Origin of the sequence: Mycobacterium hainanense (genome assembly GCF_041890355.1) — a bacterium.
Classification (GTDB): Bacteria; Actinomycetota; Actinomycetes; order Mycobacteriales; family Mycobacteriaceae; genus Mycobacterium; species Mycobacterium hainanense.
Genome location: NZ_CP169059.1, coordinates 5,719,137 through 5,736,354, shown reverse-complemented (window position 1 = coordinate 5,736,354; position 17,218 = coordinate 5,719,137). Strand labels below are relative to the sequence as shown.

At 68.0% G+C, this 17,218-nt stretch carries 15 protein-coding genes and 1 pseudogene; 8 read left to right on the top strand and 8 right to left on the bottom strand.

The window, feature by feature from the left end; all coding sequences use genetic code 11:
- Nucleotides 1-9 precede the first annotated feature (9 nt).
- Together ACEL92_RS27020 and ACEL92_RS27015 are read left to right on the top strand one after the other, a co-directional pair.
- On the top strand, nt 10-1,140 hold the full coding sequence (locus ACEL92_RS27020; RefSeq protein ID WP_374023606.1) for a hypothetical protein: 1,131 nt from the start codon (nt 10-12) through the stop codon (nt 1,138-1,140).
- A complete protein-coding gene (locus ACEL92_RS27015) occupies nt 1,137-2,219 on the top strand; it encodes a phosphotransferase family protein (protein WP_374023605.1) in 1,083 nt (360 codons plus the stop codon). The genes ACEL92_RS27020 and ACEL92_RS27015 overlap by 4 nt, the downstream gene beginning before the upstream one ends.
- Here ACEL92_RS27015 and ACEL92_RS27010 read toward each other — a convergent pair whose 3' ends face one another.
- Both ACEL92_RS27010 and ACEL92_RS27005 read right to left on the bottom strand, forming a co-directional pair.
- A complete protein-coding gene (locus ACEL92_RS27010; protein WP_374026406.1) occupies nt 2,220-2,663 on the bottom strand; it encodes an ATP-binding protein in 444 nt (147 codons plus the stop codon).
- Between the two features lie 56 nt (nt 2,664-2,719).
- The gene (locus ACEL92_RS27005; protein WP_374023604.1) at nt 2,720-3,097 is read right to left on the bottom strand and encodes an STAS domain-containing protein; all 378 of its coding nucleotides are present in this window, start codon (nt 3,095-3,097) and stop codon (nt 2,720-2,722) included.
- 441 nt (nt 3,098-3,538) lie between these two features.
- On the opposite strand from ACEL92_RS27005, the gene ACEL92_RS27000 reads away from it, so the two are divergent.
- A complete protein-coding gene (locus ACEL92_RS27000; RefSeq protein ID WP_374026405.1) occupies nt 3,539-4,561 on the top strand; it encodes a catalase family peroxidase in 1,023 nt (340 codons plus the stop codon).
- A complete protein-coding gene (locus tag ACEL92_RS26995; RefSeq protein WP_374023603.1) occupies nt 4,558-5,136 on the top strand; it encodes a cytochrome b in 579 nt (192 codons plus the stop codon). Before ACEL92_RS27000 ends, ACEL92_RS26995 begins: the two co-directional genes overlap by 4 nt.
- A gap of 59 nt (nt 5,137-5,195) precedes the next feature.
- On the opposite strand, the gene ACEL92_RS26990 is transcribed toward ACEL92_RS26995, so the two are convergent.
- Complete coding sequence (locus tag ACEL92_RS26990; protein ID WP_374023602.1) at nt 5,196-6,566, bottom strand: PPE domain-containing protein; 1,371 nt, start codon at nt 6,564-6,566, stop codon at nt 5,196-5,198.
- A 56-nt stretch (nt 6,567-6,622) separates the two neighbouring features.
- Complete coding sequence (locus tag ACEL92_RS26985) at nt 6,623-8,020, bottom strand: PPE domain-containing protein (RefSeq protein ID WP_374023601.1); 1,398 nt, start codon at nt 8,018-8,020, stop codon at nt 6,623-6,625.
- 829 nt (nt 8,021-8,849) lie between these two features.
- Here ACEL92_RS26985 and ACEL92_RS26980 point away from each other — a divergent pair.
- Together ACEL92_RS26980 and ACEL92_RS26975 are read left to right on the top strand one after the other, a co-directional pair.
- Nucleotides 8,850-9,044: pseudogene (locus ACEL92_RS26980) on the top strand (cytochrome b); the annotation flags it as partial.
- A 114-nt stretch (nt 9,045-9,158) separates the two neighbouring features.
- Entirely contained in the window at nt 9,159-10,052 is an 894-nt protein-coding gene (locus ACEL92_RS26975; protein WP_374023600.1) for a fructose bisphosphate aldolase, read from the top strand.
- Between the two features lie 61 nt (nt 10,053-10,113).
- Here the strand turns inward: ACEL92_RS26975 and ACEL92_RS26970 are convergent, their stop codons facing one another.
- From ACEL92_RS26970 to ACEL92_RS26960, 3 genes are all read right to left on the bottom strand, one after another.
- Nucleotides 10,114-11,196: a DUF190 domain-containing protein gene (locus ACEL92_RS26970; RefSeq protein ID WP_374023599.1), complete on the bottom strand. Its 1,083-nt coding sequence runs from the start codon at nt 11,194-11,196 to the stop codon at nt 10,114-10,116.
- A 77-nt stretch (nt 11,197-11,273) separates the two neighbouring features.
- Nucleotides 11,274-12,446 (bottom strand): sulfotransferase, encoded by a 1,173-nt coding sequence (locus tag ACEL92_RS26965; protein ID WP_374023598.1) that lies wholly within the window; start codon nt 12,444-12,446, stop codon nt 11,274-11,276.
- A complete protein-coding gene (locus ACEL92_RS26960) occupies nt 12,443-13,540 on the bottom strand; it encodes a DUF1214 domain-containing protein (protein WP_374023597.1) in 1,098 nt (365 codons plus the stop codon). Before ACEL92_RS26960 ends, ACEL92_RS26965 begins: the two co-directional genes overlap by 4 nt.
- Before the next feature lie 61 nt (nt 13,541-13,601).
- Here ACEL92_RS26960 and ACEL92_RS26955 point away from each other — a divergent pair, with 61 nt between their 5' ends.
- Entirely contained in the window at nt 13,602-14,186 is a 585-nt protein-coding gene (locus ACEL92_RS26955) for a TetR family transcriptional regulator (protein ID WP_374023596.1), read from the top strand.
- A gap of 10 nt (nt 14,187-14,196) precedes the next feature.
- Here the strand turns inward: ACEL92_RS26955 and ACEL92_RS26950 are convergent, their stop codons facing one another.
- Nucleotides 14,197-14,778: a TetR/AcrR family transcriptional regulator gene (locus ACEL92_RS26950; RefSeq protein ID WP_374023595.1), complete on the bottom strand. Its 582-nt coding sequence runs from the start codon at nt 14,776-14,778 to the stop codon at nt 14,197-14,199.
- 209 nt (nt 14,779-14,987) lie between these two features.
- Between ACEL92_RS26950 and ACEL92_RS26945 the strand changes: the two genes are divergently transcribed.
- A complete protein-coding gene (locus ACEL92_RS26945; protein ID WP_374023594.1) occupies nt 14,988-17,213 on the top strand; it encodes an acyl-CoA dehydrogenase family protein in 2,226 nt (741 codons plus the stop codon).
- Nucleotides 17,214-17,218: the final 5 nt, after the last annotated feature.

The window sequence follows — 17,218 nt, the reverse complement described above, 5'->3', positions numbered from 1 at the left end:
AGGACAACCATGGTGTACTCCGCCGCCGACGAGTCGTTCACACACCAGCTTCCGGTGACTTTCGACGCGGTGCACGACAACGACCCGACGTGGTCGGATCGTTGTTACTTCTTCGCGGCGTCGCCCGACGGCACCATGTTGTTGGCCAGTGGTTACGGCAACAATCCAAATACCGGCAGCGGGCTGGGCTATGTCAAGGTGAGCCTTGCCGACGGCCGGCACTGGGATCTGTTGTCGGGCCGGCCGGTCGGCGGCGGTGACCGCGCCGACCTGAGTTCGGGGCCGATGCGCTGGACTTGCGTTGAGCCACTGAAGAAGTGGCGACTCGACGTGGAACCCAATGGTTCGGGGATCGAGTGGGAGCTCTACTACGAACCCAGCGCGCCGATGTGGGAGTTACTGCCCATGAAGGTGATGGGCGACGACGGCCGGGTGCTGGCCGACATGTACCACATGAAGGAACCGGGCCGGTGGACCGGTTGGGTGCGGATCGACGGCGAACGGATCAGCGTAGACGGATTTCGCGGCGGTCGCGATCGCACGTTCGGCGTGCGCGTGTCCGACAAAATCGACTTCTGGCTTTGGCTCGACGCGGGCTTCGGCGACCACGCGATCGAGGCATGGGTCATCGAAACAGCCGACGGGACAGTGCAATACGTCGACGGTGGCATTACCTATGCGGACGGAACGCTGTCGAAGCGGTTCGTCAAGATCGAACATGACGTCGAATTCGACCGCGAGCGCAAGCGGCCCGCTCGCGCTGTGCTGGTGTTCACCGACGAGGACGGCAAGATCCATCGAGTTACCGCCGACTCGCCGCACCAACACGTCAACGCCTACTACGGGCTGCCAATGGCGCACTGCCACTACGAGGACCTCGGCGCCGGGGCTTACTTCATCCATTTCCATTGGGACAGCGCTGATTCCGAACAGCTCGCCGAGACGGAGGGTAAGTCGATGGCGCTTGACCAGCTGATGCGCTTCGAGCGGGACGGCCACACCGGTTGGGGAGTCTTCGAATTGCTGCTCGGGGGTGCAGGCTACCGCCGGTACCCGAACTGGGCGGCGATGGACATGTCGGCGTTCACCCAGGACAAGACTCCGGTGGAGCGCCTGCCGACCGAGGGGGCCCGGCAGTGACCGCTGGCGCCGAGTTCGAGGAGCGCCTGACGGGCTGGCTCCGCACCCGACTGCCCGACTGCGACGACGTCCGTGTCGAGGGCCTGGACCGGGTGAGCTTCGGGCATTCGGCCGAGATGCTGATGCTGACCGTGGTCACCGAGCGCGACGGCCGGCACACACGCCAAGACGTGGTGCTGCGGCTGCGGCCCCGGCCGCCCGCGCTGCTGGAACCCTACGATCTCGCCCGCCAGTTCCGGATCCTGCGCGCACTGCAGGACACCGCGGTCCGGGTGCCGCGGGCGCTATGGCTGGAGGAGACCGGCGAGGTGTTGGGCCGGCCGTTCCTCGTGATGGAATGCGTCGCCGGCGACGTCTACGAGATGAAGGCGCCCGAGGCCGCGGACGAGACCGTAATGCGGATGTGCCGGAGCCTGGTCGAGCAACTCGCCGCCATCCATGCTGTGGACCTCACCCGGACCGGCCTCGACGCGCTCGATGACGGGGCCGCCCACCTCGACCGCGAACTCGACCACTGGGCCGCGGAAACGGACCGGGTCAAGCGCGGTTCGCTGCCCGCGCTCGAACGGCTACACCAGGGGCTGCGGGAGAGCCGGCCGGCGGCATACCCGAGGGTCACCCTGGTGCACGGCGATGCCAAACCGGGCAACTTCGCCTTCACCGACGGGGAGGTGAGCGCGGTGTTCGACTGGGAGATGAGCACGGTCGGCGATCCCCTGACCGACATCGGCTGGCTGGAGATGCTGTGGGCGCAACCCGTCGGCATCAACAGCCATCCGGCGGCGCTGCCGATCGACGCCCTGCTGGAGCACTACGAGCGGACCAGCGGCATCAAGCTGCAGAACCGCGGGTGGTACCGCGCCTTCAACGCGTACAAGATGGCGGTCATCTGCCTCATCGGGGCGATGCTCGTCGAGGAGGGGCACAGCGAGGATCAGAAGTTGGTCCTGGCCGCGTATGGCACCTCGCTGCTGACCAGAGCCGGGCTTGCGGAGCTGGGTATCGAAGACACCCTGGACGACGGTCCGGTCCTGCCGCGCGAGGACCGCATTCAGCAGGTCCTGGCGCACGCGCCGTAGTTATAAAGCGTCGAGTCGCCGCGTCAGTTCGGTCCATGTCATCGTGACGCGGGTGCCGCGGGCGGTGCGGTCGATGGTCACGTGGTCCGCGAGGACCTCCATCAACGGGATGCCGCGTCCCCGGAGATGCTGCCGCTGCGGGTGCGGGACTTTCTGGCGCCAGCGACCGCGATCGCCGACGGTCACGGCAAGGGTGTCGGCCCGGCGGTCATACGCCGCGGTCACGTCGAGCGTGCCGCGCTGCGAGGCGTCGCAATAGGCGAACTCCGCGGCGTTGGCGATGGCTTCGTTTACCGCCAGCAGGACGTCGCTGAACCGTTCGGAGCTGAGGGTGAAGTGCGTCGCGAGCCAGCTGCCGAACTCGGCTCGGGCCCGAGCCGCGCTGCGCGGGTCGGCGGCGACGCGATTGCGCGCGAAGCGCGACCCGTCGTCGGTGTGTGGCACGTTATGCGACTGATCGAAGCGCCCCATCGTCTCCAGCTGTGCCCCCATCTCGAGGTTCACCCACCAGCGATGCCGCTCAGCGCGTCGTCGAGCGAGCTGTAGAGCGAGAGCACGCTGTCAATACCCATCAACTTGATCGGCCTGCTTGTCGCCGAGCCGTTGGCGACGACCGCGAACTGGGTGGGCGGCTCGGTCTCCGCCTGCGCCGTGACCAGAACCGTCATCCCGGCGGACGCCAAGAAGTCCACTTTCGACAGGTCAACGATCAGCGCGGCAGGCTTGGTCGCCAGCGCGGTCTGGATCGCCTCGGCCAGATGCGGCGAGCTGAGCATGTCCACCTCGCCCGAGACGGTCAGCACAACAGCCTGTTCAATCTGCTGTTTTCCTACTGAGAAAGCGGTCGGATCGATTGGATCACCGGTCAGTTCGCCCATGGTCTATCACCCACATTCGGTCCCGTGCGGGACCCGTTAGCTCTCAAAACAGCCACTGCCAAGCCCGGGGGCTGCTTGTTCAACCCACCGGAAAGCGCTTGCCCGTCGGAGGAGACACACTCCGTCGATCTGCGCTGCTAGCCACAGATGCAGCCGCAAGTTCTCAGTAGATGGTATGACACGTCACGAACCACCCCCAAAACGAGTGAACGAATAGCACCCCCGCGCCGTCCTGTGAGTGTGTGCGACGGTCACCGCAAAAGTTGCGGCGGGGGATCGGACCGTGCGTGAATTGCGTGGCCGTGTGGCCTGCACGAATGCGGAAGGGCGGTGGCCGTGGAGTCCGGTGATCACGAAGGCCGGCAGGACGAGCCGCCCCGCGCCGATAAGCCCACCCGGTCCCTTGCCGAAGCCCTGACCCGGCGGGGCGCACTGCTGGGTATGGGAGCCGTGGCCGGCATCGCCGCGGTCGATGTCGGTGGGTTCGCCTACGCCGGCGGCTGGCTGCGGCCCGGGGCCCTGACGCCGCCCCGATTCACCGACCGCTTCGAGCGCGTCTACGGACTCCACGAGGGTTTCCGGCGGAATCACGCGAAGGGGCTCAGCGCGGTCGGAACCTTTTCCAGCACCGGGGCGGGGGCGGCGGTCTGCCGGGCCGGCGTCTTCCGACCGGGGAGCGTGCCGGTGGTCGGCCGGTTTTCCCTGTCGGGCGGTCTACCGGATCAGCCGGACATGCCGTCCACGGTCCGGGGACTCGGCCTGCTCTTCCAGGGTCCCGGCGGTGAGCAATGGCGCACCGCGATGATCAACATCCCCGTCTTTCCGGACAGCACTCCGCAGGGCTTCTACGACCGGTTGCTCGCGTCCAAGCCCGTGCCGGAGACGGGCAAGCCGGACCCCGCAAAGATGGCCGCCTTCCTCGATCGCCATCCGGAGACCGTCGCGGCCATGAAGGTCATCAAGGCAGCGCCACCGAGCGCGGGCTTCGGCGACAGCACGTTTTATGGGTTGAACGCGTTTCAATTCACCAACGGCGCCGGAGCGACCGTCCCGGTGCGCTGGGCCGCCGTCCCTCAGGAAGCGCCGGCGGCGCCGGCGGCACGGGACGGCAAGGACTACCTGTTCGACGACCTCATTCACGCGCTCACACAGCGACCGCTGAGTTGGCGGCTCGTGCTCACGATCGGTGAGCCGAGCGATCCGACGCACGACGCCACGAAGCCATGGCCGCCGGCGCGGCGCACCATCGAGGCCGGCACCATCACCGTCACGGGCGTGCAGACCGAAGCGCCGGGCAACGCCCGCGACGTCAACTTCGACCCGCTGGTCCTGCCGGACGGCATCACCGCCTCCGACGACCCGCTGCTGGCGGCAAGGTCCGCCGTCTACGCCCGCTCGTTCACGCGCCGCGCCGAGGAACCCAAGAGGCCGAGCGAAGTCGACGTGTCCCGGGTGCTGCGGTGACCGCCGGCGCCGCCGCGCCCCGGTTCGCGCTGCCCTCTCGCCTGTTGCACTGGCTGATGGCGCCGATGGTCATCGCGCAACTGCTGATCGGCGTCACGATGGTCGCGGCCCTGAGCTACTACCCGCTGCTGCTCGCCATCCACCGGCCGCTGGGAGTGCTGATCCTCGTCTTCGCCGTGGTGCGGCTGGCGAATCGGCTCAGGCACCGGCCCCCGCCGTTCCTTTCCACGATGAGCGGCGCGGAACGGCGGATCGCGACGTGGTCGGAGCGCCTGCTCTACGCCCTCCTGCTGGTGCAGCCGCTGACCGGGTGGGCGATGCTGTCGGCGGCGCGGTTCCCGGTCACCATGGTGGGTCAGCTGCGGCTGCCCGGCATCGCGCCGCACAGCATCGACGCCTTCGCGGTGCTCCGCGAGTGCCACGGCGCGTTCGCGTTCCTGCTGTTCGCGACGTTTACCGCCCACATGTGCGCGGTACTGTTCCACACGCTCGTTCTGCGCGACCGGCTCCTTGACCGCATGGCGCTGTGGCGCGTCAGACCCGCCGCCCCGCAGCCAGACCAAGCCGAGCTGTGACGGCCTGCGGACGTCACGAGGGCTTTCGGCGTCGTGCTGCCGATCGCCGACTGACTGACCTACTGTCCGAACGAGATCTGGAGTAGTCGCTTTTTCTGCTCGTTGTATTCCTGTTCGGATAGCCGCCCCTGCGCCCGCAGCTTGGCGATGTCGCGAATCGCGGCCGCGACGCCGGTCATGACGGTGCGGGGTGCGGGTATCGCCTCGACGTCATCGGCGGCCGCGGTGTCGTCAGAGCGGCCGGTCCGGCCAACCGGCCTGCCGTCCTGCGCAGTTTCGTTCGCGGCGGGCGGACCGGCCATCGCTTGCCCGGTCATCCCCGCGATGCCCATCTGGTTGAAGCTACTCGCCGAACCCGCCTCCAGTGGCGTCGCCGCGGCTGCCGGAGTCGCGCCGGGCAGCGGCGATGTCATTGCGGCGGAGCGTATCTCGGGCGCGGACGCGGTCCACCCCAACGGCACCGACAACCGCCCGATAGTGCCGGCCCGGCCCACACCGGCGGACACGCTCGGCGCCGATCCCGCCAGCGGGCCCGGGTTGGTGATGACCGCGGGGAATTCCTCGGGGATTTTCAGGCCGGTGCTCGGCCACGACTCTTGTCCTGCCCAGTCGGCGACGATGTCATCGGTGTGCAAACCAGTCCCGGTGCCTATGAGGGCCAACGGGTAGTCCGCCGGGCCCCCCAGGGCATCCAGCGGAATGAAATAGAAAAAAACCAACAAGTCAACTGGCGCACTGAGGAAGATGCTGATCAAGTCGGCCAACGTGTTCAGCCCGTTACCCTGGGCCGGCGCCGCCGCCCCCGACAACGCCTGCGGGACCGCCGAGATCATGTTCTGGACGTCGCCGGCGGCGACGCTGCCGGCTTGGTTGACCGCGGCCGCTTGGCTGCCGGTCGCGCCCGGATCGGTGTTCTGGTGTGGTGAGCTGAACGGCGTGAGCGTCGTCGCTGCGGCTGACCAGCCTGCGTAGCCGTACATCGCAGCCGCATCCTGCGCCCACATCTCGGCGTATTGGGCCTCGGTGGCTGCGATCGCCGGCGTGTTCATTCCCAGGAAGTTCGTCGCGACCAGCACGCTCAGCAGACTTCGGTTGGCTGCGATCTCCGCTGGCGGCACCGTCATCGCGAACGCTGCCTCATAACCGGCGATCGCGGCCTGGGCTTGTGCGGCGGTCTGCTCGGCCTGGGCGGCGCTGGCGCTCAGCCATGCCACGTAGGTCTGCGCGGCGGCCGCCATCGCCGTGGACGACGGGCCCGACCAGGCTTCGGAGGCCAGTTCCGATACCACCGACTGGTAGGCAGACGCCGAGGTGTACAGCTCGTCAGCAAGGCTGCTCCAGGCCTGCGCCGCTGCCTGCATCGGCCCCGATCCCGGACCGGCATACATCCGGCCAGAGTTGATCTCCGGCGGATACATCCCGAAATCCATTGCTGCGCATTCCTTTTCCAGACACAAGACTTCCGCCGCGCGGCGGCGGGCAGGGTTTAACGACCGAGCAGGCGGTTCTTCTGCTCGGTGTACTCGTCGTCGGTCAGAATTCCTTCGTCACGCAGCTTGGCGAAGTCGCGCAATTCGGCCGCGACGCCGGTGACCACGGCGCGAGGTTTGTCCGGAGGCGCTTCGTCGCTGGCGCCGGTGGCCGCACTGCCGCCGGTTCCCGACGCCCCCGCCGGGCGAGCCGCCGCCTGTGTTCGGTTGGCCGCCTTGCCGGTGCGGCTGACGCCGGCCCTAACGGTCCCCGCCATGGCGCGTCCCGCCATGGCCGCCAGAGCCATTTCGCTGAACGTGCTCGACGAACCGGCTTCTGCGGCCGGGGCGGCACTGGCCGACGTTTGCGCCAACGCGGGCAATGAGTAGGAGACGGGTCGTACCGCAGGGGTGGCGACCGTCCACGTCGGCGGGACGGACAACGCCCCGACCGCGTTGGCTTCGCCCAGCCCCGCTGACAGCGCCGTCGTCGCAGGCCTGATCGGCCCGGTGATGGGGGCTGGGAAATTGGTCGGAGGGATCTTCTGGTTGCTCGGCCAGGTTTCTTCGCCGTTCCAGTGGCTGACGATCCGGTCGGTGTTCAGACCGGTGCCGGCACCGACGATGTCCAAAGGGAACGCCGTCACGCCGATCGCGGCGAACGGTATGTCGGCAAAGAAGGTCGCGAGGGACGCCGGCGCGTCCAGGAAGATCGCGATCAGGTCGCTGATGGTGCCCAGCGAGTCGCTGGCGGAAGCCGGGGCGGCAGCTGCGCTGGACAACGCGGACGGCACCGCGGAGAAGGCCTGCTGGATGGTGGTTTGCGCGTCGCCGGCGGCGGTTGCGGTGGCCTGGCCGACCGCGGCGGACTGGCCGGCCGCGCCGCTGGGGTTGGTGTTCTGCGGGGGAGTGTTGAACGGCGTCAGCTGCGTCGCAGTGGCCGAGGAGGCCGCGTAGCCGTACATCGCTGCGACGTCTTGGGCCCACATCTCGCCGTACTGTGCTTCATTCGCCGCGATCGCCTGGGTGTTTCTGCCGAACAAGTTGGTCGCGATCAGGGTCGTCAGCTGCGCGCGGTTGGCGGCGACCATCGGCGGCGGCACCGTCGCTGCGAAGGCGGCTTGGTAGGCGGCTGCCGCCGATCTAACCTGGGCGCCGGTCTCCTCGGCCTGTGCGGCGGTGGCCTGCAACCAGCTCACGTAGGACGCGGCCGCCGCGCTCATCGACGCCGACGCCGGGCCTTGCCATGCGTCGGCGGTCAACCCCGACACCACCGACTGATACGAGTTGGCCGTCGCGTGAAGCTCGGCGGCCAGTGCGTCCCAGGCTTCGGCGGCGACGAGCATCGGTCCCGCCCCGGCACCGGCATACATCCGGGCCGAGTTGATCTCCGGCGGACTACTTCCGAAATCCATCGCTAGCAAACCCCTTTAAATCAGCGCGGTCGAGTCAGCAGTGCATCCCGCCCCGGGCATGACATCGACCGATGAGTTAAGCGTCGCCCGCATGGTGACCCTTGTCGCTTCAGCCCGCGGTGCGCACTCAGCTAATGACAGAGTCATCGTCGCGGGCTGATTGAGTGCGCCTGCGTTGTCAGCCGTGCCGAGCGCCGATAAGGCCTCCTTTGGGTGATCGCGGCATTCGGGTGCAGCGGTCCCCGAAAGCATGGCTTCCCTTTCCAGCAATGCTCGATTAAGCCGCCCAATTCGTGGCTCTGGGTGGTGCTGATCACGCGTAGACCGACGGGCTCCGCAGGTCGCTATACCACGCCACAATCGGCATTGAACAGGCAATATATAAATGGCAGCGCGCCTTAGAACCTCCCCGATATACAAATGGCAGCGCGCCTTGAAACCTCCCCGATATACAAATGGCAGCGCGCCTTAAAGCTCCCGATTTGCACCAATCACGAACGTCGCTCAGGTTAATCCTCAGTATTTCTCAGGTTCACCGAGGCAACCTCCCCGCGTCTTCTTCGCGGGGTTGGATGATCGGGAGCCAGTTTAGGGTCTGACCGGCGCGCTCTCACCCCAGCAGGGTGATATCCGGCAAATTGCCAGGTTCCTTCCAGGACTTCGTACGGGATTTCCCAGTGCCTCCGGGCGAGTCACCCGCATCGCGCCTGGCGGCTCGCGTCCATTTCATGCTCCGGCGCAGCGGAGTCCTCGATGTCGCCCGGGCGGTTCACTGGTCTCCGGCAGCGAAGCGCCGCGGGTGGCCCCGCGGGGCGAGATCTACGGCGATCCGGACAGCATCGATGCCTTCGCGGTGCTCCGCGAGTGCCACGGCGCGTTCGCGTTCCTGCTGTTCGCGACGTTTACCGCCCACATGTGCGCGGTACTCTTCCACACGCTCGTTCTGCGCGACCGGCTCCTTGACCGCATGGCGCTGTGGCGCGTCAGACCCGCCGCCCCGCAGACGGATCGAGCCGAGCTCTGACGGCCTGACTTCTGGGGCTTTGATCGGCCGAATATGATCGGCACGATTATTTGAGGGGTGCGAGCACCGCACAGGCCGTGACCGTACGGGACCACGAAGGAGTGGAGAACTTCCATGCCAAACGAGAAGCAAGCGGACCGGATGGCGTCGGGGAAGGGATTCATCGCGGCGCTCGACCAGAGCGGCGGCTCGACGCCCAAGGCGCTGCGCCTCTACGGCATCGAGGACAACGCGTACTCCTCGGAGGAGGAGATGTTCGACCTCATCCACCAGATGCGTTCGCGGATCATCACGTCGCCCGCCTTCACCGGCGACCGCGTGCTGGCGGCGATCTTGTTCGAACAGACCATGGACCGCGAAATCGAGGGCAAGCCGTCGACCACCTACCTGTGGGAGACCAAGGGCGTGGTGCCCATTCTGAAGATCGACAAGGGCCTGGCGGAGGCGTCGGATGACGTGCAGCTGATGAAGCCGATCCCGGGCTTGGACGAGCTGCTGGAGCGCGCCGTGAGCAAGGGCGTCTTCGGCACCAAGGAACGGTCGGTGATTGGCGGCGCCAACGCCAACGGCATCGCCGCCGTGGTCGCCCAGCAATTCGAGCTGGCCCACCAGGTGCTCTCGCACGGTCTGGTGCCCATCATCGAACCGGAGGTCACCATCTCGATCTCGGACAAGGCGGAGGCGGAAGGCATCCTGCGAGACGAGATCACCAAGCAACTCGAGAACGTGCCCGAGGGGCAGCGCGTGATGCTCAAGCTGAGCCTGCCCACCGAGGTCAACTTCTACCGCCCCTTGATCGAGCACCCGAAGGTGATGCGGGTGGTCGCCCTCTCCGGTGGCTACTCCCGCGAGGAAGCCAACGAGTTGCTGGCGAAGAACACCGGGCTGATCGCCAGCTTCAGCCGCGCGCTCACCGAGGGGCTCTCGGTCGACCAGTCCGACGAGCAGTTCAACGCCACGCTGGACAAGGCGATCCAGTCCATCTACGACGCCTCGGTCGCCGGCTGACCTAGCTGATAGCGATGGCGGCGACCCGCGGCGCCCGGCTTCGCCGCGCTTGCGATCGCCGCTAATAGCGGTGGCGGGCCATGCGCGGCGGGCCGCCGCCGGCGTCGTGTTCGTCCGACACCACTGCGGGCACCATCTCGCTCGTCACCAGCCCGTCGGCCCGGGTCAATTCGTCGATCACGTCGAAGGATTCGGCGATGCTGGCCGGGGTGTCAACGAGGATGGTCAGCACGGGGACGCGGCGGCGCAGCGAGAGGAACGTGTCGCCGTGGGGCCGGTGGTCTCCGTAGTATCCCCAAATGCCACGCAACACCGTCGCGCCGTCGGGTGCGGCGCGCTGACACAGCTGCTGCACGATCGCGCGGTGAATCGGCACGCCGTCGACCAAGGCCGACTCGGACGTGTAGACGGTCAGCTTCTGGAACAGTGACAAACCGCGTTCGTCGACCCCCGGCAGGGCGTGCGGCCTTTCCAGGAGTTCGCCGTCGCGTTTGCATACGCGGACCCGCTCCAGCGTGAACACCGGCTCCCGAAGCAACCCGGCGAGCTCCGGCAGTACCCCCGCGATGCGCTCACCGGATCCGACGGCCACGAGCATCATCGGCACGTTGGAGTTGCGGCCGAAGAAGCGGGCACGATGCCGCTGCCCCTGGCTGACACCGTCGACCCCCAGCAGCACCGACGCGCCGGCAACCCGGCGCCGATGCAGGAGATCGCAGACGGCGACGTAGGCCGGGGTGCCGTTGGCGCGTTCCTTGCGGCCGACGTAGACGGTCAGCTTGACGGCTTCGCGCAACTCGCCGGGGAGTGACCGTGGGAAGGGCCCGACGTCGCGCAGCAGCCGCGCCCGCTCCAGGGTGACCAGGCCGCGCTGCTTGATGGCGAGCACGGGGTCGAGCAGGGCCTCGATCTTCCTCCTGGTGTCGACCGCCACGATGGCGACGGGCGGATCCTCGGACAACGTCAGCGACTCGTCGGTTCTCAGGTAACGACCGGAACCGAAGCCGCCGGCACCCCGCAGCACCACGCCACACGCGACGCGGTGCCGCGCGTAGAGGTCGAGCAGCACGTCGGAGACAAACCCTGCGTCGGTCCGCCGACGCTCGGCCAGATAGGTGGTGAGCTTGAGGCAGTCCTCGTCCATGGCCGCTCCCGTCGCTTTGCGGCGATCCTACCCGGCTGCAGACCCCAAGCGTCGCAACGGTGTTCGACGGAACCGGCTCACCGCAGCGTCTCGCTCGCCACCGCGTAGCGGTCCTGGTAGGCGCCCACCCGCTCGCGCACCTCGTCTGCATGCAGGCCGGTGTCCGACCAGGTGTAGCGGCCGCGGCCCCCGTCACCGGGATGGGCGGCGAGGAACGCGCGCATCTTCTGCTCGGCGTCGGGGCGCAGCTCGCGGTCGAGCCGTTGGTAGATGTCCTTGATCGTGGTCCACGGGTCGGTGATGAAGTCGCTGTACTGCACGTCGATCACGCGGTCGGCCGGCACGGCGCCACTGCTCCGCAGGGCCATCTCGCGCTCGAGGCCGACGACGATCTCCTCGTAGGACTGGGCCGCACACTCGGCGATGCTGGATTGGTCGCTGCACATCCGGCGCAGGTGGTGCGTCAGGGCCGCGATCGACGAGATGACGTTGAGCGGGTCGCGATGCGTCTGCACGATCAGCGCGTCGGGGTACTCGGCCAGCAGCGTGTCCAGCTGCCACAGGTGTGCGGGCGACTTGAGCAGCCATTGACCGGGCACCCCGGATTGCAAGTGCTGCAGGAATATTCGGTGATAGCGGTAGGCGCCCGCGTGGTCCGCCTCGTAGAGCAGCCAGCGATAGTAGCTCGGCAGGCGGTATTGCACGGAGAAGATCATGCTGACGAACTCACCGGCCGTGATGCGCACGCACTCCTGCCCGACGAGGGCACCCATCGGGTGAAAGGCCAGGAAGCCCGGCATGATCTGCTCGGACATGTCGATGCTGGCCTGCGTCTGCGCGATTCGCGGATCGTCGTGATAGGTGTCCGGTTGCGGAACCGGGCAGGGCTCGTCGACCTCCCACGTCAACGGGGCGCGCAGCTGGGGATCCTGGGCGAGCAGGTCGTAGAGGATCGTGGTCCCGGTGCGGGGCTGTCCGACGATAAAAATCGGCGCCGTGACCGGCTTGGCGGGAACCTCGGGATGTGCATTGCGCCAAGCGATTACACCGAGCCGGTTCTTCAGTGCACGCATGATGTCGAGGTGGGCGATCTCCACCCCGATGTCCGACAGCCGCGCGTCGTGGATCAGCCCGTCGGTCAGGCGGTGCAGCCCCGGCCGCCAGCCGTCGGCGCCGAAGTCGTCGCTGCCGGCTTCCTCGCAGGCGGTGGCGATCAGCCGCTCGGGGGCGAAGCGATCCTGCAGTGTCATACCGCCTCCTCACATCGGCGCACCGAAACACCCACGTCGGGCGGGCTGGGGTTGTCCAGCCACCGTAGGACGACGAAGCCCCGATGCCGGCCACCGGTGTCGAGCCAGTGGCCCAGCCCGAAGTCCTTCGCGGAGATGGCGATCCGCACTCGGCCGTCGCCGTCGGGTACCACGCCGCGGTTGGTCACCGAGCTGTGCCGGGCCCGCGGCTCGAGGCACTCATGCCAGATGCTCTCCAGGGTGACGTTCCAGTACCGGGTGTCAGGTGGAGCGATGTCGAGCAGCAAGGCCTCGTCGGGCTCCAACCGGAAGGTCCCGATCATGTACAGGTTGTCCGGGGTGGTGTCCGCGGCGCCCAGGTTGGCGGCCTCGGCGGTCAGCAGCGTGTTGGGCAGGTCGAGCAGTTCCGGCTTGATGGTGCGGTGCAGCGTCGTCAACTTCATCAGTGACCAGGCCATCGCGGTGAACTGATCGGCGAGCCCGCCGTCGGTCAGCGGGGCAAGTGGGGCGGCGTCCAGCGCCTCGATGCGCAGGGCGGCGAGTTCTTCGCGCCCGCGGTCGCCGATGTACTCGCGGACCACCACCGACGAGGCGTCGTCGGGGATCTGTACCCACTGCGCACCGGCGAGGTCGGCGGGTTGGTTCGCCGACAGCACGAGCGCGAATTCGCCTGCGGCCAAAGCCAAATCGACATCGCTGACATAGCCTGCCATGCGCCGCGGGGTCAGGCCCGTCCCGGCCAGGATCTGCAGCCCGAGGTAGGCGCTGGTGCCGCGGGAGCCGGTGATCCGGTAGGTCCGGTCACCGCGGATCATCGCCAGGTAGTAGTTGCCGTCCGGATTGGGGCCGCCGACCATGCGGTTCTCCGAACACATATCGAAGAAGGCGGGTCGCTGGGAATCGGCCTCGACCGACATCTGAGCGCACAGCGACGAGACGCGGGCGATCATCCGCATCCCCTCGAGCAGTTCGCGCTCGGACTCGGCGTCCTCGGTGACGATCTTGGTGACGTCGGCGACCATCTGCTGGAGGAACTGCCACGCGGTCCGCGCCTTCGCGCCGGTCTGATCGGACGAATCGATGTCTTGAGACATCGTCTCATGCTAAGACTATGTCTTACGACTCGGACGTGGATTCGCGGGAAAAGGCGGGGGAATGGTTGCCACGACATCGTTGGCCGAACGCAAGCGAACGGCGATGCGTCAGCGCATCGCCGCCGCCGCCGCGCAGCTGGTAGCCGATCGCGGTTTGGCCGGCACCACGGTGGACCGCATCGCCGACGAGGCCGACATCGGGCGCGCGACATTCTTTCGCTACTTCAACTCGAAGGAAGACGCCGTCGCCGAGGGAATGACCGTTCATTGGCTCAATCGGATCACCGCCGCCCTGGCGGCCCAGCCCGAGCGCCTGAGCGCCACCGATGCGGTCATCGGCGCCTTCACCGAGCTCGCCGGTGGATTCGCCGACATCGAGGATCAGATTCGTGAATTGGCCATCCTGACAAGGTCTTCCGACACCTTGGACGCCTGGACGCTGCACATTTACGTGCGGTACGAGCGGGCGATCGCCGACCTGATCGCGCCGCGCCTGCCACGATTGGCTCCGCAGGACCCCAGGCCACGCCTGATTGGTGCGCTGGCGATGGCGACCGTGCGCATCGCGCTGGATGACTGGCTCAGCCACGGGGGGTCCCTGCCGGGCCGGGTGCGTGAGGGCCTGGCGGCCATCACTGTCGGCTGATCGGCCGGCCTCAACCGATGAGCGCCGCGACGATGAGCCGGGTCGTGCGTTCGGCTCGCCGCCGCGAATAGGACTGGGCGCCGGAAAGGATCGGGTACACGACGCCGCCGACGATCGCATCCGCGGCCGACTCGGCGGTGGTGGCGGCGATGCCGTCGGCGAGCAGCCGGTCCCGCACGCTGTCGTGCAGCGGCGCGCTGAAGCCGGCCCGCAACCGCACGGCGGTGTCCTCGTGCTCCATGCAGGCGACGGTCAGGGTTCGCAACATGGCGGAACCGCGGTCGGTTGTCAGGCTGGTGACCAGCTTGCCGACCCAGCCCACCAGGTCGGCGGCCAGGTCGTCGGTGTGTGATACCGAGGCCAGCAGTTTGTCGGCGTCCTCGAGCATGACGTCGGCGACCAGCGCCGGGCGGCTGGGCCACCACCGGTAGATGGTCTGCTTGCCCACCCCCGCGCGGGCGGCGACCGCCTCGATGGTCAGGCCGTCGAAGCCGCGCTCCAAAAGCAGTTCGCGGGTGGCGGTGACGATCGCCGTGCGCGCTTTCTCGCTGCGGCGCCGCGGCGCGCTCACCTGCGTGAGATCGCTTGGCATCTGGTGATCCTCACTGCCGCCGTGGCCCGCTTTACATCGCCTGACCGATCCCGGTAGTCTGCCACAAGACGAGACGGTTCGTCTTGTTGCTGCCATCGAAGTAGCGGCGATCGCGAGCGCGGCGAAGCCGGGCGCAGCGGGTCGGCGCCATCAGGCTCGGAAGGGTAACAGTCCGTGCGGCCAACGTCAGCCACCTCTCGGCCGCCATCGTGACCCTGGGACTCAGCCCGGAGCAACAACAACTCAGCGCCGCCGTCGGGCAGTTCGCCGCCCGGAACGCGCCCATCTCCGCCACCCGCGACCGCTTCGACGACCTCGCCGCGGGGCGCCGGCCCGAATGGTGGGAAGCCCTCGTCGGCAACGGGTTTCACGCGGTCCACTTGCCCGAAAGCCTCGGCGGGCAGGGTGGGCGCCTGATCGACGCCGCGTGCGTACTGGAGGCGGCGGGCAAGGCGCTGTTGCCCGGCCCACTGCTGCCGACGGTCGCCGCGGGAGCCGTCGCCTTGCTGGCCGACGCCTCTCCGGCCGCCGAGGCGCTGGTGCGCGACCTGGCCGCGGGCCGCACCGCGGCGGTGGTGCTGCCGGATGACGGTGCCTTCACCGCGCGCGCCGACGATGGCGGATGGATGGTCACCGGCGCGTCGGAGGTCACCGCGGGCGTGTGTGCGGCGACCGCCATCCTCGTCGCCGCGCGCGCGGAGGACGACGACGTGGTCTGGGTGGTCGTCGACACCGAAAGCGGCACGGTAACAACCGAACCCATGAACGGGACCGACCTGGTATCCGACGCGGGAATCTTGCGCCTCGACGCCTACCCCGCGGGCGGCACGGAGGTGCTCACCGGGATCGATCCCGACCGCGCGCGGTGCGTCACGATGGGACTGCTGGCCAGCACGACGGCCGGCATCGTGCAGTGGTGCGTTGAAGCGGTCACGGCACACCTGCGCGTCCGCGAACAGTTCGGCAAGGTGATCGGCACCTTCCAGGCGTTGCAGCACAACGCCGCCATGCTGCTGGTCAGCAGCGAGCTGGCCACCGCCGCGGCCTGGGATGCCGTGCGGGCCGCCGACGAGCCGATCGACCAGCACCGCATGGCCGCCGCCGCCGCGGCCGTGATCGCGATCGCCCCGGTGCCCGACCTGGTCCTCGACGCGTTGACCATGTTCGGCGCCATCGGCTTTACCTGGGAACATGACCTGCACCTGTACTGGCGGCGGGCGATCGGTCTCGCGGCCTCGATCGGTCCGGTGAATCGCTGGGCCCGGCGCCTGGGGCGGCTGACCTGCGCCCAGCACCGCGACATGTCGGTTGATCTCGGCGACGCGGAAGCCGACTTCCGTTGTTGGGTAGCCGAAACCCTGGACGGCGCAATGCGCTTGCGCAATGACACGCCGGCACCGCACGGCGACTACCCGGACCAGGCCTCCGGTCCCCAGCGCACGTTGCTGGCCGATGCCGGCCTGATCGCGCCGCACTGGCCGGCGCCGTGGGGCGTCGATGCGGGTCCCCTCAAACAGCTCATCATCGACGAGGAGTTCGCCAAGCGACCTGGGCTGGTCCGGCCGTCGCTGAACATCGCCGAGTGGATCCTGCCCTCGGTGCTGGCCGCCGCGCCAAAAGAACTGCAGGAGAAGTTGATTCCGCCGACCCAACGCGGCGAGATTCACTGGTGCCAGCTGTTCAGCGAGCCGGGTGCCGGCTCAGACCTCGCGTCGCTGGCCACCCGGGCGACCAAGGTCGACGGCGGTTGGCGGATCAACGGCCACAAGATCTGGACGTCGTTGGCGCAGTACGCCGATCTCGGCGCGCTGCTGGCGCGGACCGATCCCGAAGCCAGTAAGCACCGGGGGATCGGTTACTTCATCCTGGATATGCGATCGGCCGGCATCGAAGTTCAGCCGATCAAAACGGCGACCGGGCAGGCGCACTTCAACGAGGTGTTCCTCAACGACGTGTTCGTGCCCGACGAGATGTTACTGGGCGCCCCCAGCGACGGCTGGAACCTGGCGATCGCCACCATGGCCGAAGAGCGTTCGGCCATCAGCGGTTACGTGAAGTTCGACCGGGCCGCCGCGCTGCGTCGGCTCGCGGCCGAACCGGGGCCCGATCGCGACGACGCGCTGCGCGCGCTCGGCGAACTCGACGCGTACACCAACGCCATCAAGGCGCTGGGCGTGCGGGAAACCATCCGGTTGCTCGACGGCCAGGCGTCAGGCCCGGCGTCCAGCATCGCCAAGGTGGCGATGAACGAGCTGCTACGCAGAACGTTCGAGGCCACCCTGCGGTTGACCGGGCGCGCGGCCATGGTGGCCGACGCCGACCCCGACATCGTGGAGCGCTACCTGCACCTGCCCGCCGAGCTGATCGGCGGGGGAACCCGCGAGATCCAGCTAAACATCATCGCACAGATGATCCTCGGACTACCTCGAAAGTAGGACCC